The 24,554-nt window shown below is 40.0% G+C and carries 20 protein-coding genes; all 20 read right to left on the bottom strand.

Annotation, left to right across the window (positions count from 1 at the left end; all coding sequences use genetic code 11):
- Positions 1–66 precede the first annotated feature (66 nt).
- On the bottom strand, positions 67–1,086 hold the full coding sequence (locus tag CD33_RS04820; protein ID WP_036198701.1) for a glyceraldehyde-3-phosphate dehydrogenase: 1,020 nt from the start codon (positions 1,084–1,086) through the stop codon (positions 67–69).
- Between the two features lie 312 nt (positions 1,087–1,398).
- Positions 1,399–1,992 carry a dephospho-CoA kinase gene (gene coaE / locus CD33_RS04815; RefSeq protein WP_036198699.1) on the bottom strand — a complete coding sequence of 198 codons (594 nt, stop codon included), beginning with the start codon at positions 1,990–1,992 and terminating at the stop codon, positions 1,399–1,401.
- A 16-nt stretch (positions 1,993–2,008) separates the two neighbouring features.
- A complete protein-coding gene (mutM, locus tag CD33_RS04810) occupies positions 2,009–2,881 on the bottom strand; it encodes a bifunctional DNA-formamidopyrimidine glycosylase/DNA-(apurinic or apyrimidinic site) lyase (protein WP_036198697.1) in 873 nt (290 codons plus the stop codon).
- A gap of 12 nt (positions 2,882–2,893) precedes the next feature.
- The gene (gene polA / locus CD33_RS04805) at positions 2,894–5,521 is read right to left on the bottom strand and encodes a DNA polymerase I (RefSeq protein ID WP_036198695.1); all 2,628 of its coding nucleotides are present in this window, start codon (positions 5,519–5,521) and stop codon (positions 2,894–2,896) included.
- A 176-nt stretch (positions 5,522–5,697) separates the two neighbouring features.
- Complete coding sequence (locus CD33_RS04800) at positions 5,698–6,123, bottom strand: hypothetical protein (RefSeq protein ID WP_036198693.1); 426 nt, start codon at positions 6,121–6,123, stop codon at positions 5,698–5,700.
- Between the two features lie 159 nt (positions 6,124–6,282).
- Positions 6,283–8,379, bottom strand: coding sequence for an ADP-ribosylglycohydrolase family protein (locus CD33_RS04795; RefSeq protein ID WP_036198691.1), 2,097 nt, complete (start codon positions 8,377–8,379; stop codon positions 6,283–6,285).
- Between the two features lie 14 nt (positions 8,380–8,393).
- Complete coding sequence (locus tag CD33_RS04790; RefSeq protein WP_036198689.1) at positions 8,394–9,548, bottom strand: ADP-ribosylglycohydrolase family protein; 1,155 nt, start codon at positions 9,546–9,548, stop codon at positions 8,394–8,396.
- A gap of 13 nt (positions 9,549–9,561) precedes the next feature.
- Positions 9,562–11,025 (bottom strand): extracellular solute-binding protein, encoded by a 1,464-nt coding sequence (locus tag CD33_RS04785; RefSeq protein ID WP_036198686.1) that lies wholly within the window; start codon positions 11,023–11,025, stop codon positions 9,562–9,564.
- A gap of 69 nt (positions 11,026–11,094) precedes the next feature.
- Complete coding sequence (locus CD33_RS04780; RefSeq protein WP_036198684.1) at positions 11,095–11,973, bottom strand: carbohydrate ABC transporter permease; 879 nt, start codon at positions 11,971–11,973, stop codon at positions 11,095–11,097.
- 13 nt (positions 11,974–11,986) lie between these two features.
- Positions 11,987–12,889, bottom strand: coding sequence for an ABC transporter permease (locus tag CD33_RS04775; protein ID WP_036198683.1), 903 nt, complete (start codon positions 12,887–12,889; stop codon positions 11,987–11,989).
- A 30-nt stretch (positions 12,890–12,919) separates the two neighbouring features.
- Positions 12,920–13,228, bottom strand: coding sequence for a DUF4387 domain-containing protein (locus tag CD33_RS04770; RefSeq protein ID WP_036198682.1), 309 nt, complete (start codon positions 13,226–13,228; stop codon positions 12,920–12,922).
- A 3-nt stretch (positions 13,229–13,231) separates the two neighbouring features.
- Complete coding sequence (locus tag CD33_RS04765; protein WP_036198681.1) at positions 13,232–14,587, bottom strand: acyclic terpene utilization AtuA family protein; 1,356 nt, start codon at positions 14,585–14,587, stop codon at positions 13,232–13,234.
- Positions 14,588–15,167: 580 nt separating this feature from the next.
- Positions 15,168–16,196 carry a protease modulator HflC gene (hflC, locus tag CD33_RS04760; RefSeq protein ID WP_036198679.1) on the bottom strand — a complete coding sequence of 343 codons (1,029 nt, stop codon included), beginning with the start codon at positions 16,194–16,196 and terminating at the stop codon, positions 15,168–15,170.
- Positions 16,193–17,164, bottom strand: coding sequence for an FtsH protease activity modulator HflK (hflK, locus tag CD33_RS04755; protein ID WP_036198677.1), 972 nt, complete (start codon positions 17,162–17,164; stop codon positions 16,193–16,195). The genes hflC and hflK overlap by 4 nt, the downstream gene beginning before the upstream one ends.
- Positions 17,165–17,930: 766 nt before the next feature.
- Positions 17,931–19,376, bottom strand: a complete 1,446-nt coding sequence (gene pnpS, locus CD33_RS04750; RefSeq protein ID WP_036198675.1) for a two-component system histidine kinase PnpS — start codon at positions 19,374–19,376, stop codon at positions 17,931–17,933.
- The gene (locus tag CD33_RS04745; RefSeq protein ID WP_036198673.1) at positions 19,373–20,086 is read right to left on the bottom strand and encodes a response regulator transcription factor; all 714 of its coding nucleotides are present in this window, start codon (positions 20,084–20,086) and stop codon (positions 19,373–19,375) included. Before CD33_RS04745 ends, pnpS begins: the two co-directional genes overlap by 4 nt.
- Positions 20,087–20,140: 54 nt before the next feature.
- Complete coding sequence (locus CD33_RS04740; protein WP_036198772.1) at positions 20,141–20,578, bottom strand: MaoC/PaaZ C-terminal domain-containing protein; 438 nt, start codon at positions 20,576–20,578, stop codon at positions 20,141–20,143.
- Positions 20,579–20,900: 322 nt separating this feature from the next.
- Positions 20,901–21,839, bottom strand: coding sequence for a malate dehydrogenase (gene mdh / locus CD33_RS04735; RefSeq protein WP_036198671.1), 939 nt, complete (start codon positions 21,837–21,839; stop codon positions 20,901–20,903).
- Between the two features lie 247 nt (positions 21,840–22,086).
- On the bottom strand, positions 22,087–23,346 hold the full coding sequence (icd, locus tag CD33_RS04730) for an NADP-dependent isocitrate dehydrogenase (protein ID WP_036198669.1): 1,260 nt from the start codon (positions 23,344–23,346) through the stop codon (positions 22,087–22,089).
- A gap of 80 nt (positions 23,347–23,426) precedes the next feature.
- Positions 23,427–24,542: a citrate synthase gene (gene citZ, locus CD33_RS04725; protein ID WP_036198667.1), complete on the bottom strand. Its 1,116-nt coding sequence runs from the start codon at positions 24,540–24,542 to the stop codon at positions 23,427–23,429.
- Positions 24,543–24,554 lie beyond the last annotated feature (12 nt).

The raw sequence follows: 24,554 nt of genomic DNA, 5'->3' as shown, positions 1-24,554 counted from the left end.
CAATCTAACATCTCAAAATAAAAAAGATAGAAGTATCCACTTCTACCTTTTGTGTACTGTTGCACATTATGCTGTAACTTTTTCAAGTTCTTTCACAATTTTCTTTGTCAAGTCCACTACTCGTGCGGAATATCCCCACTCATTGTCATACCAAGCAAGCACTTTCACTTTGCGGGAGCCCATAACCATTGTCAGCTGGCCGTCGATTGTAGAGGAATATGTTGTTGAATTATAATCTGTTGAAACTAATGGCTCCATTGTAAAGTTTAAAATTCCTTTTAACGGGCCTTCGCTAGCAGCTTTAAAAGCTTCATTTACTTCTTCAACCGTAACATCTTTTTGAAGGTCCACTACAAGGTCAACCAATGATACATTCGAAGTTGGGACACGTAGGGCCATTCCATGCAATTTACCTTTTAATTCAGGCAATACAAGCGATAATGCTTTTGCAGCGCCTGTTGAAGTCGGGATGATGCTATCTGCACATGCACGAGCACGACGCAGATCCTTGTGTGGATTGTCGAGATTCTTTTGATCATTTGTATAGGCATGAACTGTTGTCATTAAACCATTTTCAATGCCAAATGTATCATTCAATACTTTTGCTACAGGTGCCAGACAGTTTGTAGTACAAGAAGCATTTGAAATGACATCATGCTTATCAATATCCAATAACTCGTCATTCACACCCATCACTAGTGTTATATCTTCATTTTTACCCGGAGCAGTTAAAATAACTTTCTTGGCACCAGCTTCTAAATGCATTGCTGCTTTTTCACGATCATTAAATTTACCTGTTGCTTCAATTACGATATCTACACCTAATTGTTTCCATGGCAATTGTAATGGATCACGTTCACTTATTAGTTGAATGCGCTTACCATTGACGATTAAAGCATTTTCTTCCGTTTCAACTGTTCCGTCAAATCGGCCATGATTTGTGTCATACTTAATTAAATGTGCTAACGTTTCTGATGGATAACTAGCATTTATCGCAACAATATTTAATTCATCTTGAGCAATTGCTTGGCGGAAAACCATGCGTCCGATACGGCCAAACCCATTAATAGCAATAGAAACTGTCATTATTTGAAAATCCTCCTGTATTTGCGGTTAGTAATATTTTATCCAATCTCTTGCAATTAGTATAACACATTTACCTAAAAGGTGAACACATTTTATTCAGATTTAAAAAGTTTCTATTTTCTGAAAAAATACGCTGTGTATAAAGGAAATTGAAAATTATCTTGCAATCTTTCGTCTACTGTATCGTTACCCACTTTCTTGCCTAGATTAACTATTTTTAAAAAATAAAAAGGCCGACTTTACAAAGTCGACCAATTGTATAACATATTAGGCTAGGTTCTGTGACTAAAGTACAAGAAAATGTACTATTTGCTAAATAACTTCCCATTTACGCAATATATTTTCTAATTGCCGGGCTGTTTGCTCAATCGTTCCATTGTTATCAATCACTGCATCCGCCCCTTGTTCTTTTTCGCTAAGAGGCAACTGTGATGCAATACGTGCTTTGGCTTCCTCCTCCGTCAATTGGTTCCGCTCCATTAACCGGTTCAATTGTGTTTCTTCGGATACCGACACAACGATTATCTTCTCTACAAAATGCTGCAATTTGCTTTCAAATAATAAAGGTATATCCATCACTACCGTGTTAGCGCCATTCCCAAAGTGCTCGTCGCGTTGACGGAGCATTTCTTGCCGTATGGCTGGATGAATGATGCCGTTCAACTGTTTTCTTTTTTCTTCATTATTAAAAATGATGGAGCCGATTTTCTGGCGATCCATTGCACCTTCATCTGTTAACGCTTCCTCTCCAAATGCCTCTACAATTTTTCGCAAGGTTGGTGTACCCGGCTCCACTACTAGCCGGGCCACTATATCTGCATCGACAATTGGCAGACCGTAATTTTTCAGCATATTGGCAACGGTACTTTTACCGCTCGCAATGCTGCCTGTTAACCCAATAATCATTCCACTAAACACCCTTTTAATGCTGACATTTTGGACAATATACCGAAGTACGTCCCCCTATAATTAACGATTTTGTAGCTGTATCACACTCAGGGCAAGTTTTCTTGCCATACATTTTCAAACGGTTCTGCATTCCTCCTGCTTCCCCGTTTATATTCCGATAGTCCGAAATTGTTGACCCGCCCATCTCGATGCTTTCTTGTAAAATTGTACGTATCGCTTCAAACAGCTCGATTTTTCGTTTTTTACTGATACGATTCGTTTTCCTCGCTGGATGAATACCCATTCTAAAAAGAGCTTCCGTTGCATAGATATTGCCGCATCCCGAGATGACTTGCCCGTCCATAATTACTTCTTTAATGGGCTTGTGTTGATATTTCGGCAACTCACACTTTTCCAAAAAGAAATCACATGCGCGACTCTCGAACGGTTCCGGTGCCATTAGAAGAAGGGGGGGATGCTCTTCCATTTTTTTTATAAAGCGAAGCTCGCCAAATCGCCGTATATCTGAATATACTAGAAGTTCCCCTGATTGCAGGCTAAATATTGCATGCACATGCTTTCGAAACTTCTCTTCCGTAATATCATCCAAAGATTGAACTACAAACCACGCCCCGGTCATTCCTAAATGATTTACAAAAAGAAATCTCTCTTTGTTTTTCTCCAAATGAAAATAAATATATTTGGAACGACGGGTGATTTTTTTGATCTCCATCCCTTGCATCGCTTCTACAAATAGGTTCGGTGCCATATTTTTAACAATGCATTGCTTGCCAAGCCCAAATGACGTGTATATAGTTTCCGAGAGTTCCACTTTCATAATGGTCTTCCCTTCAACTGAAGGCACAAGTGCCCGAACAACACCTTCTACCTCTGGTAATTCAGGCATAATTCCACTTCCTTATTTCGCATCATACCAAGTTTGACCATAGTTGAAATCCACTTTTAACGGAACTGCCAATTCAATGGCATGTTCCATGACTTCCGGTACAATTCGCTCTAAAATTTCAATTTCCTCTTTTGGTGCTTCAAAAATTAATTCATCGTGTACTTGCAACAGTAGTGTTGATTTAAGTCCTTCTTCTTTCAAGCGTGCATCCATATCGATCATCGCTTTTTTAATAATATCCGCCGCACTGCCTTGAATCGGCGTATTCATCGCCGTACGCTCGGCAAAACTTCGCAGATTAAAGTTCCTGCTCGTAATATCGGGCAAATAACGCCGACGATTTAAAATCGTTGTCACATATCCCTTAAGTTTTGCTTCCTGCACGATTGTATCCATATATTGTTTAACACCAGGGAAGCTTTCCAAATATTTCTCGATAAAATCCCCTGCTTCTTTCCGTGTAATATTCAAGCTTTGGGACAGTCCATAATCACTAATACCATAAACAATACCGAAGTTAACGGCTTTTGCCGCACGGCGCATATTGGAAGTCACTTCATCTTCCGAGACATGGAATACGTCCATTGCTGTACGAGTATGAATATCCATTCCTTCTTTAAATGCTTCCACTAAATTTTCATCATTGGACATATGTGCCAAAACACGTAATTCGATTTGTGAGTAATCCGCTGCGAATAAGACCCATCCTTCTTCTGAAGGGACAAACGCCTGTCGAATTTTTCGACCTTCTTCCAGACGAATCGGGATATTCTGAAGGTTCGGATCAGTGGAGCTTAGTCGACCCGTGGAAGTTAAAGCTTGCTGGAACCGCGTATGCACCTTGCTATCCTCGCAATGCACTTCCTTCATAAGCCCTTCAATATAGGTGGATTGCAATTTCGCAAGCTGTCGGTAATCAAGAATATATTGAACGACTTTATGTTCATTTTGCAACTTCTCTAGAACATCGGCAGCTGTTGAATAACCTGTTTTCGTTTTCTTCACTACCGGAAGGCCCAATTTCTCAAATAAAATCACTCCTAATTGCTTAGGGGAGTTAATATTGAACTTCTCTCCTGCAAGTTCATAAATCTCTTTTTCAAGTGAGCTAATTTTCTGTTCGAGATCCTCACCCATCTTTTCAAGTGTCGGAATATCAACTTTAATGCCTTTACTTTCCATAGAACCGAGGATAGAGGCAAGAGGAAGCTCAAGATCGTAATACAGCTCGAACTGTTCATTTTCCTTTAGCTTGCCTTCAACAATGGGCTGGAGCGTCCAAATGGCGAAAGCTTTGCGGCTGACATGCTCAGCCAGAACCTTCTCTGCCGGAACCGTCCATTTTGCCCCTTTTCCATATATCGTTTCATTCGCTTGGATATCTGTATAACCAAACTCTTTTGCAAGAGTGGCGATATCATCGCCGGAAATGGCTGGATTCACAATATAGGCCGCCAACAACATATCGAATTCCACACCATGCAGATTGATTCCCACACGATTCAAAATCGCTTGCGCTGCTTTACTATCCGACATATATTTTTTCTTCGTTTCATCTTCCAGCCAATTTTTAATCACTTCGTTTTGTTGCATCGCTTCAAAAGAAAGATAGAATGTCTTTACACCATCTGTAAAGGCAAAACCTAAAACCCGGCATGTATGATAATGTTCGTTTTCAATTTCAACATGAACAGCCATGACATCCCCGAGCATCTCCTCCGTCACTTCCTGCACAATGTCAAAATCCAATTCAGCCGTTTCTATTTCTTCAGCCTGGAAATCGCTTTTCTCAATCAAAGACTTAAACGAAAGTTCCTGCCATACGTTTAAAAGTTCTTCTTCATTCGGTCCTGGGTAGCTCAAATCCCCAAGGGTGATATCGATAGGCGCTTCAGTGAAGATGGTCGCCAACTTTTTGGATAGTTTCGCTTGCTCTTCATTCTCCACTAGCTTTTCTTTCATTTTCGACTTTTTCATGTCTTCGATTTGTTCATACAAAGCTTCAACAGACCCATATTCTTTTAGTAATTTAATGGCCGTTTTTTCCCCAACCCCCGGTACGCCCGGAATATTATCCGAAGGATCGCCCATGAGCCCCTTCATATCGATAATTTGAAGCGGCGTCAGCCCGTACTTCTCTTCTATATGCGCAGGCGTATATTTTTCAATATCCGTCATTCCTTTACGAGTGATATAAACCGTCACTTGATCGGTGGCAAGCTGGGTTAAATCTTTATCGCCCGACACAACGATTACATCCATATTTTCGTTTTCGGCTTGCTTCGCGAGGGTACCGATAATATCATCCGCTTCGTAAAGTTCCTTTTCATAACGTTTAATTTGATAGGCATCTATCAGCTTTCGCAAATAAGGAAATTGTTCAGATAACTCTGGTGGGGTTTTTTGGCGTCCACCCTTATACTCCCCGTAAGATTCGTGGCGGAAGGTTGTTTTCCCTGCATCGAAAGCAACAAGCATTTTTGTCGGTTTCTCTTCTTCTACTATTTTTTGAAGCATGGTTGTAAATCCATATACTGCATTTGTATGGATTCCACTGTCGTTGGCAAGCAGCGGCAACGCAAAAAATGCTCGATAAGCCAAACTATTTCCGTCCAGCAACAATAATTTATCTCTACTCATTTAACGCTCTCCTTCATCAATCTTCATCAATGGCAACTAGTCTTTGTCTTAAATAATGTGTCTCTATTAACTTTATCCTTTCAACACGCTTTTTTCCATTATAAAACACGTACCAGCCGAAAATACGACCAATACGTGCAGGAATGAACCTTATTTACTTCAACTAAACGAAAGTTTCAGGAGTAAGATTTTTTTGAAATTTTTGGGTAGAAGATTTCTTCATAAATAACAGTAAGCAAAAATGCATTCATAAAGGCAAATACCAAATAAAGCGGCATTCCCCCTAAATTGTATACCATTAGGCTTCGGGCAAATACTTCGATTAGCCCTACCTGCGTGAAATAAAAAATCATCCCCACACCTACTTGCCAGATTGGCCGTTTATCTTTTCTTGATTCAAATTTCAGCACTTTTTTAAAACTATTTCTTACATCCTCGACAACGAGAAGGGATAGACCGAACATGACAATAAACAATAGTGGTATATGTATGACTTCAGCTTTTAACCATGTATAAGGTGTTGCCTTAAATATCGAAGTAATAGAACAAGACATGATGAATGCCAGAAGTATATTTTGAATCAGTTGATTTACTTTGAACAACTTCCATTCCTCTTTTCACATAATATACCTTTATAGTACAACAGAAGTTATATTAATAGAAAGTAGTAAATACTGTATCTTTTATACTAATTTTTAATAAATCTATGAAGCTCTAGTTAAAAAGGTATAACCTTAAGCAAATTGGTTATACCTAGTGATCTAATTTATTTTTATGTCCGTGTAGGTGCATTCCCCACCTTCAAAAGCATAAAAACCCCACATACCATGTTGGAAGGTATCATCTTGTACAGTCAACAAAAGTTCATCATTTATATAAAAAGATAAATTATTATCCATTGCTTTCAATTTTAAGCGGTACAACTCGCCATGCTTCCACCTGTAGTCGGCTTCAGCCAATAAAGTTGCCCCAAAATCCCGTGAACCGAGTATCACTTTATTTTCAGAGTCAAACCCTGCAAAATAATATTGCTCTATTCCAGACGATCTAAAGAGAATACCATGTGAATTTCCTTTTATAGGTTTAATATTGGCTTCAATAATCGCATCTTCCATAAAATAATGTCCCGTGAAACAAAATGCACCTTCATTGCTTTCCATTTTCATTGCATCCTCTTCGAGCGTCCATTTTCCCCGATGATGAGAAAACGGTGTCACGCACTTGAACTCGACAACTTGTTTTTTAAAATCAATTTCGTAGGACGGCTTACCATAAATTCGAAACTCATCCAAAAAGATTTTACCAAACGCCCTCTCTGTTCTAGAAGAGTCCGAGTGAATCATCAGACCCACTTCTTCTATTAAATCTCCTTTTGTATTTGGTACTGTGAATTCAATCGTTTGCCAGATCGAATTGACTATTATAGGATCCTTCGTCTTGATTATTTTTTTATCGGATGTAGTACGCACGTATGGCGTCAAAACGATGGCTTTACCATGCAACCGCTCCACCTTCACTTTCATGGAAACCGTTTGCCCACTATAGGCGGTGGGGGCAAAGGTTGGTGAATATTTTTCATCCATGAAAAGATTTCGCCTGTAAAAAGTTCTATAAAAAACTGTCGAAATATCCCCTTCATACATCCTAAATACGATAATTTCCAAGGAACCGTTTGTGGAAAACCCTTTATTACCGGAATTTCGCAAAAATGTTTTAAACGGATAACTCGTGCAAAATCCATGTGTTGACCCTGGCAATGTAAAATCAAAATAGATTTCCTTCTCTTTATAGCTTTCGACTAATCGGGGTGGCGGTTCTTCCCTTGCTTCCCGATAGCCCAATAGAGCAATCTGTTTTGCAAATGTAGGCAAATCCACGTTATTTAAATAACCCGAGACACTAGATGCAACGATGGCGTCATTGATAGGCTTTCGATAGTTGGAAGCAATTCCATCGAGCCCACTCAAGGCTCCAACAATCGATCCAACAGTCCCTGCATTACAATCCGTATCCCAACCACACATCGTTGCAATTTCAATTGTCCGGCTTACATTCCCTTCGCCGTATAAAAGGGCGAGGATGCATACACCCGCATTGGGGATGATATGGCAAACTCCAGTAAATTTATCGTATCCCCACTCGTCTTCCAAAAAATCGCGGCAAGCACGGAAATCATCAGGATGCAACTTATGAAAATCTATAACCGCTCGAACTACCTTGGCATAAGTACTTTCTGCAGGAATCTGTTCTAGAGCTTCCAAAAGTATTTCAAGTACTGTCTCCTTTGTGAATGCCAAAGCGATGCATGCAGCTATAAAACGCGCCCCATATATCCCGTTCCGATCGTGGGAGACACTCGCCGCAATTTCGGCGTATTGTGCTGCCTTGACGGGATTATTCGGAAAAATCAAACCAAAGGAATCAATAAAAATTTGACCGCCAATTTGTTCTGCCAGAATCTCACCATTCAGTTCGATTGATCCAGAACGTGGTGCCTGAATTCCTTTTTTCAAATTTAGATATACCGTATGCTCAGTGCTGATTTGGTCGCCCCCCCACCAAACCATGCCTAACCCTTCGCGCAAATAGTTCAGCCAAGTTTTCGCAACATCCTGCGGTTCTAATTGCCGGTTCCTTGCATGATCCAGCAAAGCCCTTATAAAAAATATCGGGCCGTTTGCATCATCATCTGCAGAAAAAACATCATACACCTTCACATAATCTTTGATTTCCCCGAAAACATCTTGAATCATTTCCGAAGTCCATTCAGGTGGTTCAACAGGCGCACCTAATCGTATTCCGGCGTTCATCGCCAAAATACTCGCATATACTTTTTCTAGATAGTTTTTTGGGATCATCTTATGGCCCCCCATTAATGCCCAATAATTCCTTCCTGTTTACGTGCAATTTGCAAGTCTCTTTCAAGTATCTCTTTTGCTGCTTCCGCGAAAGAGGCGGCTTCTGCATCAAAATCCAATCGGTTTGTCTTGGAGAGCAAATGGACATCTTCTTCTTCAATAAACTTTGTGCCATACATCGCTCCCAGGATTGCGCCCACCATAACACCAATCGAGTCTGTATCTCTTCCGGAATTTATGCCATCCAAAATAGATTTGTAATATCCCCCATCGTTATAGACGATGAAGGCCAATGCAAGGGGCAACTCCTCGATAGAGAACAATCGGCTTGGTGTATAATGGTTTGAAGGAATACCAACCTTCTCAATTTTGCGGTGCACATCGTCCCCCATTGGCGAAAAAGGTGCAATGCACTCATGCAAGATCGCCACCACTTCCTTGTATGAGCTATGGATTTTCTTTAACTCCCCCGCTTTTTTTGTAAGCGCTATTATTGCTTGTTTAGTGCCATCCTTAGCCAAAGCAATTGCGGTTTCAACAACATCTTCCACTGCTGCATCCGGTGAGAACGCACATGCCACACAAGCTGCCAATACTCCAGCCGCTTCAAGACCGTAGCTTACTTGGTGCCCCGAAGCAAAAGCTATTGCTTCATTATATGCAGCAAGTGGATTTCCTGCGTTTACGATTCCAATTGGGGCAATATACATCGCTGCACCACAGTTCACCATATTCCCCATCCCGCCTTCACGCGGCTCACAGTTTGCCAGCACATGGCGCAGGAAAATATGTTTTTCTGGGTAAAATAATCGATCCAATATAAAGGTCTCACGGTCAAATTCAGGAATAAACGTTTTGCGGAAAGCTATTTCTTTCGTAAACTCATTGGCTAAATCATAGGCATCCAAATGACGTTTTTCCTTCTTATATACACGACATAGCGCAAGAATCATCAAAGTATCATCAGTAATAATCCCGTTGCCTCTCCGTTTGCCAAGTGTCACCTCTTCCCCTGATGCTTCTTTATACCACCTTGTTTTTAATGTGGTGACATAGCCATATTTTTGTTCTATTTCTTCCCTTGACAATTTTTCAACAGGAGCACCGAGCGCATCGCCCAGTGCTGCTGAAATTAGAACGCCTTTCACACGATCCTCAAATGTTGTCATTTTGAACAGTCCTTTATTTTAACTTTTCATTCGCCAATTTTGTAATGTCCTCCCCACCTGCCCCGTACCATTCGTCTACAAATGTATCAAAGGCATCGATGGACACCTTGCCCGTAATAATATCCGCAGCATATTCCTTATATAAGTTTTCCATAGCATCCCATTGGCTTATATTTTCCTCGGGTATGGTGAAGTCGTTATCGGCCTCGTAAGACTCGATTACCGCATTTGTAGATGCTTGACCTGGAGGGCTTAATAGAGGCGTCCTCTCACTGATGGCCGTATCGAGCTTTATTGTTTGCGGTTCCCAGAATCGAGAAAACCATTCAGAATAATATTTATCTGTCAACACGATTTCGCCATTCTCGATATTGTAGTGCTCGCCTTCGTACCCCAATAAATCCAGCTTCATCCCTTCAGGACTAGCCAAAAAATCCAAGATTTCAAATGCAATGTTTTTGTTTGGCGACTGGGATGAAATTGCAAGTCCTCTCGGCTCCTTTGTAACGCTCGTTGCCGCATAGCCGGATGAGATGCCAGATGCCCCCGGCAATACAGTCAGCTCCGCACTCTCTCCATTCACTGCCTTTATGCGGGTATTGTATAAGTCGATTACTTTTCCATTTGTACCGACAATGACTCCCGCTTTGTTGTTATAGAAATCATCTTCTTTTACGTCCCATTGTTTTGTTAGATACTGATTATCCAGTAACCCACCAGCATAAAGCTCTGCATAAAATGCGAGTTTTTCCTTTTCGGCATTTGATACTTTTTTATATACATAGCCTCCATTTCCATCTTCCAACCAAGTTGATGTAACACCAAATGCGCGGTTAAAAATGAAATCAAGCTCCGCTATATCACCTGCGACAGTTATTCCATATTCGGTCAATCCTTTATCGACCAATTCTTGAAAGAAAGCCCGGTAGTTTTCAATAGTCGGATCGGCTAGCAAAGTTTCGGATGAAGATAGCTGTTCCAAATAGTCCGTTCGCACAACGGGTACTTTATGATTGATTGGTTTTACCCACAATAAATATGGATAATTATCCAACCTTGTACCATTGTGATCATACAAAATATCTTTCAAATATTCGGAGCCTTCGATATATGGCGTTAGATCTTCCAACAATCCTTGCGCTGCAATTTGTTCGTCACTTCCTTGGAAGTAAATGATGTCAGGAATTTCCCCGCTATAGAGAAGCAGATTTAACTTTTCCGCATAATCGCCTTGGGCAATTTCGACAATGTTAAATTCCACATCCAAATCCCGATGTTCCTTTAATGCGGCTTCAAGAGCATCATAATATTTCACAGAATCCTCACTTGAAGGTCCATCATCTTTATAAGCAATTGTAATGGCTGTTTTTCCATCCTCTGACGGCTCTGGTGCAACAGCTTCCTCATCCCCTTTGTCACTACATGCCACCAAGAAAATCGCAAGCAGCCCAAACAACATCCATAACAGTTTCTTCATTCCGTAACCCCCAAAATATATTTGTAGTCCCTCATTTCCAGGCGGTACCCGCGGAGATGGTAATCCCGCTTATTCCTTCACTCCACCATCCATAGTCCCTTTCGTAAAATACTTCAGTATTAATGGATAAAGCAATAACATAGGAATAACGGCCACCACTATCGTTGCAGACTGCAGGGAACCAAAATCCAGACTAGCCAGCAGTTCCGGTGTCATCCCTTCCACTCCTTTTAGCAATGTGGTGTTGTCTTGCGTTACAACAAATTGTCGCAACACCACTTGAAACGGCCATTTATTCGGATCTGTTAAATAGATGGTTGCCCTGAAGTACTCATTCCAATGATAGACGCCATAGAATAACGCTAAAGTAGCAAGGGCCGGCTTAGACAAAGGCAGCACAATGGTCGTGAAAATTCGGAAATGCCCTGCACCATCTATTTTGGCCGCTTCCAATATACTGTTTGGCACCTCTTGGAAGAAACGCATCAGGATGAATAAATAATAAACATTAATTGCCTTGTATAAAATGACGGCAGCATATGAATTCAATAAATGCAAATCTTTCATTAATAAATATTCGGTGATCATGGAAGGTTCAAATACCATTACGGCAATCAAGACAACCAGCACAAGCCGTTTCCCTACAAATTCCGTTCTCGCTAATACATAAGCGGTAATGGCGGTTAAAAACAGGTTTAAACAAGTACCCACAATGGTTATGAAAACCGAATTCACAATGCTTCTTACTATGAACGGATTGGACATGATAATTTCAAAGTTAATAAGTGAAAATCCTTTCGGGATAACCCCAAGTCCTGATAATTCATCGACTCTCGAGGGCTCAGATAACGAAAGCGCAAGGATATTTAATAAAGGAATCAAGACAGCCAATGTAAATAGAAATAAAATAAATTGAATAATCGCCTTTGTCATGCTGAATTGCTTCATCTTAACTCCTCCTCTACCATACGCCTTTTCCCGTTAAGCGTTTTGACAGAAAATGGGTGCCTAATATCAATATCAACCCAATGGCGCCTTTGAACAAGCTTGCTGCCGTCGCATAAGAATATTGACCATTCAAGATACCGATTCTATAAACATACGTATCTAAAATATCAATGACGCTTAACACGGAATCATTCATTAAGTTAAACACTTGGTCGAATCCCGCACTCATAAAGAATCCCAAGTTTAAAATAAACAACGTGACCACCGTACTCATAAGCGACGGGAGGGTGATATACCTCATTTGGTGAAGGGTGGATGCCCCATCTATTCGGGCTGCTTCATAAAGAGAAGGACTAATCTTTAAAATAGCCGCCAAATATAAGATAGAATCCCACCCTGCACTTCTCCACATCTCGGAGTACACAAGCACCCAACGAATATGTTCTTTGCTCGTCATATAGTCAAGGGAAGGCAATTGAAAAAAATTCCGAATCACATTGGCTCCCCCATCAACGGGATCAAGCAACGTAATCCAAATTCCCGCTATGACCACCCATGATAGGAAATGGGGTAAATAAGAAACCGATTGTACATATTTCCGGAAAGGACCAAAACGCAATTCGTTTACTAAAAGCGAGAAAAGAATGGGGATTGGAAAAATAAAAATAATCTTCATCGAGCTGATGATTACGGTGTTCATTAAAACATCTTTAAACGCCGGGGAGCTGAATAGCTGTTCAAAATGCTTCCACCCAACCCACACGTTTTCGCCAATGATTCTATAATCTTGGAATGCCAGTTTCATATTGATGATGGGAACAATGTGGAATATTGCAAAATAGAGCATTCCGGGCAATAACATTACATACAATAGCCAGTCTTTTCGTATACGCTTAATGCGGTTCACCTTTTTCATCCCCCACTCCCTTCTAAAAGGCTTTCTATGTTAAAGTTCAAGATTCATTAATGGGACATGCTGTTGGGCACCATAGACATCCCGATCCCCCGGGCTGCCGGATGAGATTTTTCTGGCCATGGTTATTTTTATGCCAAGCGCCTGATCGAAATAAACGAGATGGTGTATATCCTCAATACTCAAATGATAAATTTTTGCCACTTTCTCTTTTGTAATAACCCCCCCATTCTTTATTTGGTCGTAGATTTCTTTATCATCAAACAACACATCCAACGTTATTTCGAACGGACCTGCATTTTTACTGCGTAAAATCTTTGCAACCTCAACTAATTTGACCATACTTTACACCTCCACTATTTCCAAAAGAAATGGATCTTGTGTAATTCGCATTAAATGGTAAATAGAAAATTCATACACCGGGCCAAATTCAATATCACTTGGAGCAAATGGGAAAGCCAAATTACCTGCAGTCGATTTCCTTCCCTCATATCCAAAATGCAGAAAGGTAGATCTGACATTGGCACAAACAGCATTGGCCAATTCCTGATTTTTCGCCAATACTTCAAACATAACGCCGATTTCATGTCCACTAAAAGTCGATGGCTCATGATTGCCCAGCACTGCATCCTTCCCGTAATGATAAAAGTTTATTTTGTAATCATCTTCAGATATTTCGGCAAAATAATTACTGACCTGCCCGACAACCTCTTTTTCAACCTCTTCCAGTTGATTGATCAACAGCGGATCCCGTATCCCGGCAACAACAAATGTACGATACGCAACTTTCCGGGCGCCCTCCAGCTTAATTCGCACCTCTTTATCTTGTGTATATTGACTGTTGCGAACTTCGACTATCCCATTTGCTTTTTCATTAAATTCGCAGTTTTCCAGATTTAATGTAAAACCTGGCCCATGCAAAATATATGGATGCTCTTTTTCGTAAAAAGTATGTGCAGCGACACTCGTTGGCGTACATTTACGGATTGGGTTCAAAGCTTGAACAGTAAAAGAGTCATGATAAAGGGTGCCGATTATGCCGTCCTTTGTCGTTCCAGGCTCAGCACACAAAGCACCGCATTCCAATATTTTCCCTAAATGATACGATAGCCCCGGATCCATCCCATGATAAATGCCTAATGCCGCAAAAGGTGAAGGATCGTAACTTCTTCCACATAAAATAATGTCGCATTGCTGTTTCAATGCTTTAAGGATTGGTTCGTGCCCCATCTGCGCCACAATTGTTCCGGTATCCAAAATCTTTTCAATCGTAAGGTCTGGAATATTGGAGCTTAATGGTGTAATGCGACCTTCCCGCAGCGCATCAATGATGGTCCGTTGTTTAAAATCCGCCCAAATGATGCCTATCTTAGCATGGATATTTTGTTCAACCAAAAGTTCTTTTACAACCTCAAGAGTCAATTCAACATGTGCCCTCGCTCCTGCCCCTCCAGCAGAACCAATAATGACAGGAATGCGATGTGATAATCCTTTCTCAAGAATGATGGACAAATCTTTTTTCAGGGCACGGCGGCTTACGATTGAAACATTTGCCCCCAATTTATGTGGACCAGCATCGGTAGACCCTGCATCGACTACAATGCCATGAATTTTTTCTTTAAAGGCATCAAGAAATGGTTGTTTGGGAAATCCATACCCAAGAATGCCACAAGGAGATAGTATCTTTACGCCATTTTGCAAACAGTCCCTCTCCGTTTCTTCACAAATTTTGTAATCGGTTACACTTTTATGAATCATCCGTAATATTCATCACACTTTTGAATTGAATGAGCCCGTGCAGCAATCCAATGTTTCCAGTTGGCTATTGAACAAAGGAATTCTATGCTTCATGCATATAAAGAGAGTATAATCATCGCACTTCTGATAAAATGGTCCACAATTTTGTCGAACCCTATATAATATGCGTGCAATTTCTAAAATTTGAAATGGTTGCTTGAAAAGTTTTAAAAGGAGTGAGTTTATTGGGAGATTGCCACTGGAAGATGCTTGCAAGTTCATTGCCGGTGCTTCCCAGGGTCCCACATATTCATTTTACCTGAGGAGGAGGGTGGAATTTGTTTTCATCGTTTAGTCGTCCCACTGGTTTAGGGAAACCTATACTATGGAATGAGTCATGGTATTGAAAAAATGGTTACTTGCGACTTGCACTGAAACTGAAGTATGAAGTATGCTCCTAGCAATAGTTAAATCTATCGTTGACCATTCAATTCACTTCCACATATGCAAAATGGGTTGGCCTCTTTAAGACCAACCCATTGAACTATTCTAAATAACCTGACAAGATTCTTGCATATGGTGAATCCGACGGCAAAATGATGACTGTATCTTCACCGATAGTTTTTTTGTATGATTCCAGTGTTCGGTACAGTCCATAAAATTCAGGATCACGGGAGAAGGCCGCATTGTAAATATGTGCAGCTTCTGCTTCTCCTTGTGCACGAATAACGGATGCCTTTTTCTGTGCAGTGGCTAAAAGTTCTTGAACTTCACGATCGGTTTGGGCTACAATTCTGTTCTTATCAGCATCCCCTTCAGACAAATACCTTTGAGCAATTGATTCACGCTCGGAAATCATACGTGTGTAAACTGAATGCTCATTTTCCTCGGGTAGATCGGTACGTCGGATACGAACATCGACCACTTCGATACCGAAGTTACCATTTTTAAGGGATTTATTTACTTCCTCTGTTACACGGTCATTGAGGCTGCCCCGTTCTGAATTTTCATCATTAATAATTTGATCGTAATTTAATTGCCCAAGTTGCGTACGAATGACCGAGTAAATAAACTCCTCCATTCGGGATTCCGCATTGATAAGGGTACCTGCATTTGAAATCAGGGATTTTGGATCTGTAACACGCCAAACAGCATAATTATCGATGATAATGCGTTTTTTATCCAATGTATTAATTTCTTCTTGAGTCATTTCATAAGTCATCAAGTTTTTTGGTAGCGTCGTGACACTTTGGATGAATGGGATTTTAAAATTCAATCCTGGTTCCTCTTCGTATTTTACCACTTCTCCAAATTGCCGCACGACCTTGTATTCATTCTCTTTCACGACATATACATTAGCGATCAATATAACAAGCACGGCGAAAATAACGGTTAGAAGAATGGCAGATTTGAAGAATTGACGGCCGTTGAATGGTTTTTTCGCCTTTTCTTTTCCAATCTTTGTTTCCTGCATAGGAGCGCCTTCATTTTTTCTTTTGTTTTTATTATTCCCGAACAACGATTTAACAAATTTCTCTAAATCGCCATCATATTGATTATTGTTGTTACTCATTGCTTATCGCCCCCTTGAGTGGATTCTTCTGCATTTTGCACAGGAGCATTTGTCGTCGGTTGAAGCGGTAAATATTTCAATGTTTCTCCATCATCATTCATAATATAGATTTGCGTGTTCGGCAAGACATTTTCTAGTGTTTCCAGAACGAGACGCTGTCGAGTAATTTCTTGGTTGCCTTGGTATTCTTCATATAACTCTGTGAAAATAGCCACTTCTCCTTCAGCCTGTTGAACACGGGCCACTTTCTCCCCCTCTGCACGTGACAGAATGGCATCTTCTTCACCTTTGGCTTCACTTAACTTCTGGTTTTTATATTTTTCTGCTTCATTTGTTTTCGTGCTTTTTGTTTCGCGCGCATCTGTTACTGCGGTAAAGGCGGCACGAACTTCCTTATTCGGCAATTCAACATCCTGAAGCTTAACACCTAATATACTGATTCCGATGTCATACTTATCTACTAATGAAACTAGTAAATCACGTGTGCTTAGTTCAATATCTGCTTTTCCATTCGTCAACGCATCGTCTATTGTGGAGCTGCCGATAATAGAACGAATTGCACTGGACGTGGCGCTATGTAATATTTGTTTTGGATTTTCTGCATTGAATAGGAATTTTTGAGGGTCTGTTATTTTCCATTGTACGACTAAGTCCGTTAAAACAATGTTTTCATCACCAGTAATCATCTTCGTCTCGTCGTCATATGCCTCGATTGCCCCATCTTCCGTTTGTTCATATCCAAATTGCAAACTATACGTCTCTTTTGAAAGTATCTCTACCTTCTGAACCGGCCATGGTAATTTGAAATGCAGCCCTGAATCGGTGATTGTTTCTTCGGCCTGGCCAAATGTGATCACGACAGCTTGTTCGGATTCATCGACTGTATACCAAGATGTAAATACGGCGATTAATGCAATAATCGAAAACAAACTTAGTGCTGTAATCATCAAAGTACGTTTCACACTCATTTTTGGATCCTCCTCATAATAATTATGAAATCTTTAGTTTATTTACGGATGATGGTGTGAAAAGTTTCAGGAAGAGGGGATATTTATCTAAGAAAAAAATGCCCCTGCCAAAGAGGATCAGATTGTCGACAAAAGGCCTTTTGAATGGTCACATTCTGAAGGCTTTTTGTATTTCGAGATTTTTCCAGGTATTTTCTAGTCTGATTTTAAGTAAAAGTACTCTTCAAATTTTGTAATTTAGACCATTACCGGAGCTTGCTATGTCCAATTGGCAAGCTTCTTTAGGTTCATGGCATTCAAGCTTTCTGACAAGATGATCCCGTGGAACAAGTTGTTCAATTGTAATAATTTGATCGCGTTCATTTATTTGATTTTTCTTTCATCTATCCATTCACCTCAACCTATATTTAGAGAGTAGTTGATTGTAGTGTAGGCGGCGACTCCTGCGGGACAAGCGTGACGGCCGATACCCCACAGGAGCACAGCGACGAGGAGGATTGGCCCACGCCCGCGGAAAGCGTCCGCCGAAACGGAAATCAACTAACTCTATTTTCAAAAGCAATTAATTTTATTCTATAAGAAAAAAGACTGTAGGCAAACTCGAAAATTCGAGTTTGTCTACAGTCTGGATGCCCCTGCCAAAGAGGGGCATTTTCTTTCATGTATACTTATCTAATCACAATATTTGAAACAGGGGGGTTTCTATGAATAATCATATGATAGAAATATGAAGTATCAATAACAGTATTGTAAAGCTATTGTTAAGTTACTTTTTTAACGGAATTAATACCTTCATGCAAGTACCTTTCCCGACTGTACTTTCAACATTAATTTTCCCATGATGAGCTTCCACCAAGTGTTTTACTATGGCAAGGCCCAATCCAGTCCCCCCCGAATTGCGGTTCCGAGCTTTATCAATACGGTAAAAACGTTCAAAAATACGGGCAATCTCGCTCTTCTCGATGCCCATTCCCTGATCTTCCACTTCAATTATTCCATAATCGGCATTGGCCTTTATCCGCAATGTAATGGTTGTATTTTCCGGTGAGTAGGTAATTGAATTCGTAATTAGATTCGTAAAGATTTGAATAAGTCGGTTGAAGTCGCCCATAACCATGACGTCACGCATAATATCCACATCGAACTGCATATTCTTCTCATCAAGACGCGGGCTCGTTAATTCCACTGCCCTTATCAGGACTTCCTGCAAACTCGCCGGTGCAATATTGACAGAGAATCCATGCTGTTCAATTTTTGATAACTCAAGCAAATCTTGAATCAGCATTTGAAGTCGATTACTTTCCTGATATATGATATCTAAAAATGAAATAAGCATTTTTTCATCTTTAAATGCTCCATCTAATAACGTCTCCGAAAACCCTTTTATGGAAGTTATCGGCGTTCTTAATTCATGGGATACGTTCGCTACAAAGTCCTTCCTTATTTGTTCCAGTCGAATCAATTCAGAAATGTCATGCATGACGATGACCACACCGAGCCAACGCCCATGGTCTCCAACTACGGGGGCACCGTAGACTTGCTTGTATTGAATTTCCTGTTGGATTTCCACTTCTATTTGTTTTCGGTAAGGAAGTTCCGTTAGAAAGACGTGATCTATAAATTTCTCCAATTCATTCGGCAAACCCAAAGTTAAAAAGTTATAACCTTTGACTTCGTCGATTGATAATTCAAATCCCTCCAGAAACTGTCGATTCACGATTGAGACGACTGCTTCCCGGTCGATCATGATAAGCGCACTTCCCATGTTCTCAATTAAGGTTTTTAGTCGCTCATCTTCTATTTCCCGTATTTTCTCGATTTCCTGCAGGTTTCTGGCTAAAATGTTGATGGAATTTCTTAATTCCACAATACTTGCCGGACCTAGTGCGTAGGCACGTGCACGGTAGTTTCCTTTTGTCAGCTCTTTAGCGGTCAGCGTAATATTTTCGATTGGCTCCAGCAAATTTCGGATGAGATGATTGGCAACAAGGCATATTAAGACAAAACTAACAAAAATTAAAAAAGCAATGATGGAGGCAAATTGTCTCCGTATTTCTTCCAGCTGCATAGCATTGAACTCAATATTGCTTTTGGTTGCAAAGTCTTCAATTATAAATGGAAAAAGCTGACCCAAGATAAAGCCAAGGACAGCTAAAATAGAACCTGCTAGAATGATGAAGGTAACAAATAATCGGTTCCGATATGCCTTCATAGGCTTTTTGGCTCCTCAAATTTATAGCCGATACCCCTTATCGTTTTAATGAATTTTGGCTTACGGCTACTTTCCTCTATTTTATCGCGCAAATGACTGATATGCACATCAACAATTCGTGTATCACCTGCAAAATCATAATTCCAAACAGCACTTAACAGCTGATCACGTGTAAGTACACGATTTTTATTTTCAAGCAGATAGACCAAAAGTTCGAACTCCTTTGGTGTGAATTCCAATGATTCTTCTTCAAGAAATGCTTCGAATCGATTTGGATATACTTGTAGTTTGCCAAAGTGATACACTACATTTTCCGGTTCTTCTTCTTCATGCTGCAAAACAGGAGTAAAGCGTCGCAGTACGGCTTTTACACGTGCAATCACTTCGCGCGGACTGAATGGTTTTGTCATATAGTCATCCGCACCCAGTTCTAAACCTAATACTTTGTCGAACTCGTCATCTCGAGCTGTCAGCATAATAATAGGAATATTGCGTTTTTGACTGCGAAGCTCCTTGCATACTTCCATTCCATCCATAGTTGGCAGCATCAAATCTAGCAATATAAGATCTGGTGAGTGCTCAATCGCCATCTCAAGACCTATTTTCCCATCGTGCGCCAGCAGCACTTCATATCCGGCACGTTCTAAATTGTATTTTAATAGTGTTGCGATTGATACTTCATCTTCTACGACCAAAATTGTTTTTAACATATACAACCTCCAATAATGATTTGAAACCCCCATTCCAAATCGCAAAACAAAACTTTAATAAGGTGGCACTACCTTTATTACACCATGCAATACCTGTATACTCTTTTCTTTTGATGCTTTCACGTATATTTCCACTACATTTTGTATTAGATCAATATGTTGGATTTCCAGTGAAATTTCGATTGTTTCATTATGGTACACTGGCTCCAAGTAAATAATATTCTGTTCACGGATATGTGAACCGGGACCTGGTAGATGTTTGGATATGGCGGAAGTAATGATTCCATTCAACATGATAACAGGAATAATCGGTTTTTTGTATGGTGTTCCGATTGCGTAGTCATATTGAATATATAGCGGATTGTTGTCGTTCGTTAAGCCTAAGTAAAGAAGTAGATCTTTGTCTTCAATCTTTTCGTTCAACTGCAGCTTTTCTCCAACAGTGATTTTATCAATCTTCTTTCCAAGTTTCATATCCTTGCGTAGCAGCAATTAAGCAACCCCTTACTTTCTCGATTAATTTCATAGTATCAATTTTTACACAAAATAACAATCTATAGAAATAACTACTCTTTAAAGCTTACTTATCCGCAGGCTAGAAATTCTTCTTAATTTTACCGCCACTACATTTTTAGGAACACTTAAAAGATTGACTTACTTTAAACAATTTCAAGGAGGGGAATAATGAGCTTTTTAGTCCCTTTTTGTATATTTATAATGCCCTCGATTAATTCTATGAATCTAGTTCCACATTAGTTTTCCTACAGGCGTTAAAAAACGAGTGAGGTACTTCCCACTCGTTTTAGCCATATCTTTATTCCAACACGTCCATTACTTCTCTTACCGCGTTAGCAGACACATCCAATGCCGCTCTTTCTGATTCTGTTAGTTCTAATTCATAGATTTTTTCAATTCCATTGGCACCTAACAATGTAGGGACACCGAGATAAATTCCATCATATCCATATTCGCCTTCCAGATATGCGATAGAAGGCATGATACGCCGTTGATCTTTAATAATTGCTTCCGCCATTTCTATAAGTGAAGCGGCTGGCGCATAGTAGGCTGAGCCGTTACCGAGCAGGTTTACGATTTCACCGCCGCCAACCCGCGTCCGTTGCACAATTTCTTCCAAACGCTCAGGAGCAATAAGTGTTTCCAAAGGGATACCGCCCGCATATGAATAGCGAGTCAAGGGCACCATCGTATCGCCATGTCCTCCTAATACGAATCCTCGAACATCCTTCACTGAAATCTTTAATTCTTCTGCAACAAATGCACAGAATCGAGCTGTATCCAAAACGCCCGATTGCCCGATAACACGGTTTTTTGGGAATCCAGATTCCTTAAATACTGTATAAGTCATAGCATCGACAGGGTTTGTCAGCACAAGGATGATTGAGTTTGAAGAATATTTGGCAATTTCGGATGCCACTGATTTCATAACCTTTTGATTTATTTGGACCAAATCATCCCGACTCATCCCAGGTTTACGAGCTACACCAGCAGTGATAATTACTAGATCGGAATCAGCCGTGTCTGCATAATTGGAGGTGCCTTTAACATAAGAATCAAATCCTTGGACAGGGGCCGCCTCCCACATATCCAAAGCCTTCCCTTTTGTCGGATTGTGAGATTCCGGAATATCGACTAATACAACATCTGCCAATTCCTTTTGTGCAGCTAAAAATGCTGCAGTTGCACCAGTAAAACCAGCCCCAATGACAGAAATTTTTTTGCGCTTTAACGGCATATTGCCAACACTCCTTTTGAACCTTGTTCAGTAATGGTGCTCAACATTCATCTAAAGGGTGGATCGTTCTCCCAGAACCCCCTCTTAAGAAAATTTCAACATTGATAAGCATGATCTATCTATTATTACTATATCCAATTAAGGGAAACATATTAAAAAAAGGATAGCTGATAATACATAAAGCATTGCTACTTTAATGTTATCAGCTACCCTTTTATTTAATTTATCTTATTAGCATTGCTATGAATTAAAGATTTTTGATTAATTCGTTAGCAAACTCAGAACATTTAACTTCTGTAGCACCATCCATTAAACGTGCAAAGTCGTAAGTTACAACTTTAGAAGCAATTGTTTTTTCTACAGAGTTAGTAATTAAGTCTGCAGCTTCTTGCCATCCTAAGTGTTCAAGCATTAAAACGCCAGAAAGCAATACTGAAGATGGGTTTACTTTGTCTTGGCCAGCATATTTAGGAGCTGTACCGTGAGTTGCTTCGAAGATCGCATGTCCAGTTACATAGTTGATGTTAGCTCCAGGAGCGATACCGATACCACCAACTTGTGCAGCCAATGCATCAGAAATATAGTCACCATTTAAGTTCATTGTAGCTACTACGTCGAACTCATTTGGACGAGTTAAGATTTGTTGCAAGAAGATATCAGCGATAGAATCTTTAATGATTACTTTACCAGCAGCTACAGCTTCGTCTTGAGCTTTATTAGCAGCTTCTACACCTTCTGCTTCTTTGATGCGGTCATATTGATCCCAAGTGAATACTTTATCGCCGTATTCACGCTCAGCTAAATCATAACCCCATTGTTTGAATCCACCTTCAGTGAATTTCATGATGTTCCCTTTGTGAACTAGAGTTACAGAAGGACGGTTATGTTTGATTGCGTACTCGATAGCAGCGCGTACTAAACGCTCAGTACCTTCAACCGATACTGGTTTAATACCGATACCTGAAGTTTCTGGGAAACGGATTTTATTAACGCCCATTTCTTCTTTTAAGAAGTTGATAACTTTTTTCACTTCTTCTGAACCTTGAGCATATTCAATACCCGCATAGATATCTTCAGTGTTTTCACGGAAGATTACCATATCAACATCTTCTGGCTTTTTAACTGGAGAAGGTACACCTTCAAAGTGACGCACTGGACGTAAACATACATATAGGTCAAGTTGTTGACGTAATGCTACGTTTAAAGAACGGATACCGCCACCGATTGGAGTTGTAAGAGGCCCTTTAATAGCAATTAAGTATTCGTTGATTTTATCTAAAGTTTCTTGTGGTAACCATTCGCCAGTTTGGTTGAATGCTTTTTCGCCAGCAAGTACTTCTAACCACTCAATTTTCTTTTCGCCATTATAAGCTTTTTCAACAGCTGCATCGATTACACGAGATGCCGCAACCCAGATATCTGGACCAATTCCGTCACCTTCGATGAAAGGAATCGTTGGATTATTTGGTACTTGAAGTACACCGTTTTCTACTGCAATTTTAGACATATAGATGTTGCCTCCCTATTTTCATAAATCTAGGACTGTGATTTCACAGTCCTAGACAATTTTAACATATATTATAAAAATTATCTTTCCTCGATTGATACGTATTTTTGCATTCCAGGTCCAACATATTCTGCACGAGGACGAATTAAACGATTATTCGCATATTGTTCTAAGATATGTGCAATCCAACCTGATGTACGAGAAACTGCAAAGATTGGTGTGAATAAGTCATGTTCGATTCCTAATGAATCATAAACTGATGCTGAGAAGAAGTCCACGTTTGCAGGAAGATTTTTTTGCCCAACGATCATGTCATGGATTTTCACTGACATTTCATATAGTTCTGGTTTACCAGTTAGTTTAGTTAATTTTTCGCTCATTACACGCAAATGTTTTGCACGTGGGTCGCCTTTGCGGTATACGCGGTGACCGAAGCCCATAATTTTTTCTTTATTATCCAATTTCGTTTGAATATATGATTCAACATTTTCAAGTGAACCGATTTCTGATAACATTTTCATAACTTGCTCGTTTGCTCCACCGTGTAAAGGTCCTTTTAAAGCACCGATTGCGGAAGTAATTCCTGAATATACATCAGATAATGTAGCTACACAAACGCGAGCTGTAAATGTTGAAGCGTTTAATTCATGGTCAGCATGTAAAACTAAAGCTTTGTTAAATGCTTCAATTTCGATTGGTGCTGGTTCTTTACCATGTAACATATATAAGAAGTTTGCAGCATATCCTAATTCAGGTTTTGGTGCAATTGGTTCCAAACCTTTGCGGATACGAGAGAAACCAGTAACTACAGTAGCAATTTTAGCTTGTAGACGGATCGCTTTGCGGTAGTTTGCTTCAGGAGACATTTCATCCGCTTCAGAATCAAAAACACCTAATAGTGAAATAGCTGAGCGTAGAGCTGCCATTGGATGTACTGTATCTAATGGATATGTTTTGAATTGATCAAAGATAGCTTGAGGCACTTCAGCATTTTCTGCTAATTCTTTCGTTAACTGTGCTAGCTCATCCTTTTTCGGTAAACGTGTATGCCAAAGTAAGTATACTACCTCTTCAAATGTAGCATTTTCAGTTAAATCATCAATATCATATCCAACGTATGTAAGTGTGTCATCGATAATTGAACTGATTTTACTTTCTGCAGCTACGATACCTTCTAAACCGCGTGTTGCTGTCATAAAAAATCGCTC

The organism is Ureibacillus sinduriensis BLB-1 = JCM 15800, from assembly GCF_000772955.1.
GTDB lineage: Bacteria > Bacillota > Bacilli > Bacillales_A > Planococcaceae > Ureibacillus > Ureibacillus sinduriensis.
The sequence above is the reverse complement of the archived record's forward strand: the minus strand, read 5'-3'. Positions and strand labels throughout refer to the sequence as shown.

Excerpts from the sequence above, each read along its gene's own strand:
- coaE (WP_036198699.1), bottom strand. The coding sequence starts at position 1,992 with ATGATTATTGGGTTAACAGGCAGCATTGCGAGCGGTAAAAGTACCGTT.
- pnpS (WP_036198675.1), bottom strand. The coding sequence starts at position 19,376 with ATGAAGGCATATCGGAACCGATTATTTGTTACCTTCATCATTCTAGCA.
- CD33_RS04770 (WP_036198682.1), bottom strand. The coding sequence starts at position 13,228 with ATGGTCAAATTAGTTGAGGTTGCAAAGATTTTACGCAGTAAAAATGCA.
- CD33_RS04780 (WP_036198684.1), bottom strand. The coding sequence starts at position 11,973 with ATGAAGCAATTCAGCATGACAAAGGCGATTATTCAATTTATTTTATTT.
- CD33_RS04790 (WP_036198689.1), bottom strand. The coding sequence starts at position 9,548 with ATGACAACATTTGAGGATCGTGTGAAAGGCGTTCTAATTTCAGCAGCA.
- CD33_RS04795 (WP_036198691.1), bottom strand. The coding sequence starts at position 8,379 with ATGATCCCAAAAAACTATCTAGAAAAAGTATATGCGAGTATTTTGGCG.
- CD33_RS04785 (WP_036198686.1), bottom strand. The coding sequence starts at position 11,025 with ATGAAGAAACTGTTATGGATGTTGTTTGGGCTGCTTGCGATTTTCTTG.
- hflK (WP_036198677.1), bottom strand. The coding sequence starts at position 17,164 with ATGAGTGTGAAACGTACTTTGATGATTACAGCACTAAGTTTGTTTTCG.
- CD33_RS04775 (WP_036198683.1), bottom strand. The coding sequence starts at position 12,889 with ATGAAAAAGGTGAACCGCATTAAGCGTATACGAAAAGACTGGCTATTG.
- CD33_RS04820 (WP_036198701.1), bottom strand. The coding sequence starts at position 1,086 with ATGACAGTTTCTATTGCTATTAATGGGTTTGGCCGTATCGGACGCATG.
- icd (WP_036198669.1), bottom strand. The coding sequence starts at position 23,346 with ATGTCTAAAATTGCAGTAGAAAACGGTGTACTTCAAGTACCAAATAAT.
- hflC (WP_036198679.1), bottom strand. The coding sequence starts at position 16,196 with ATGAGTAACAACAATAATCAATATGATGGCGATTTAGAGAAATTTGTT.
- CD33_RS04745 (WP_036198673.1), bottom strand. The coding sequence starts at position 20,086 with ATGTTAAAAACAATTTTGGTCGTAGAAGATGAAGTATCAATCGCAACA.
- mdh (WP_036198671.1), bottom strand. The coding sequence starts at position 21,839 with ATGCCGTTAAAGCGCAAAAAAATTTCTGTCATTGGGGCTGGTTTTACT.
- polA (WP_036198695.1), bottom strand. The coding sequence starts at position 5,521 with ATGAGTAGAGATAAATTATTGTTGCTGGACGGAAATAGTTTGGCTTAT.
- citZ (WP_036198667.1), bottom strand. The coding sequence starts at position 24,542 with ATGACAGCAACACGCGGTTTAGAAGGTATCGTAGCTGCAGAAAGTAAA.
- mutM (WP_036198697.1), bottom strand. The coding sequence starts at position 2,881 with ATGCCTGAATTACCAGAGGTAGAAGGTGTTGTTCGGGCACTTGTGCCT.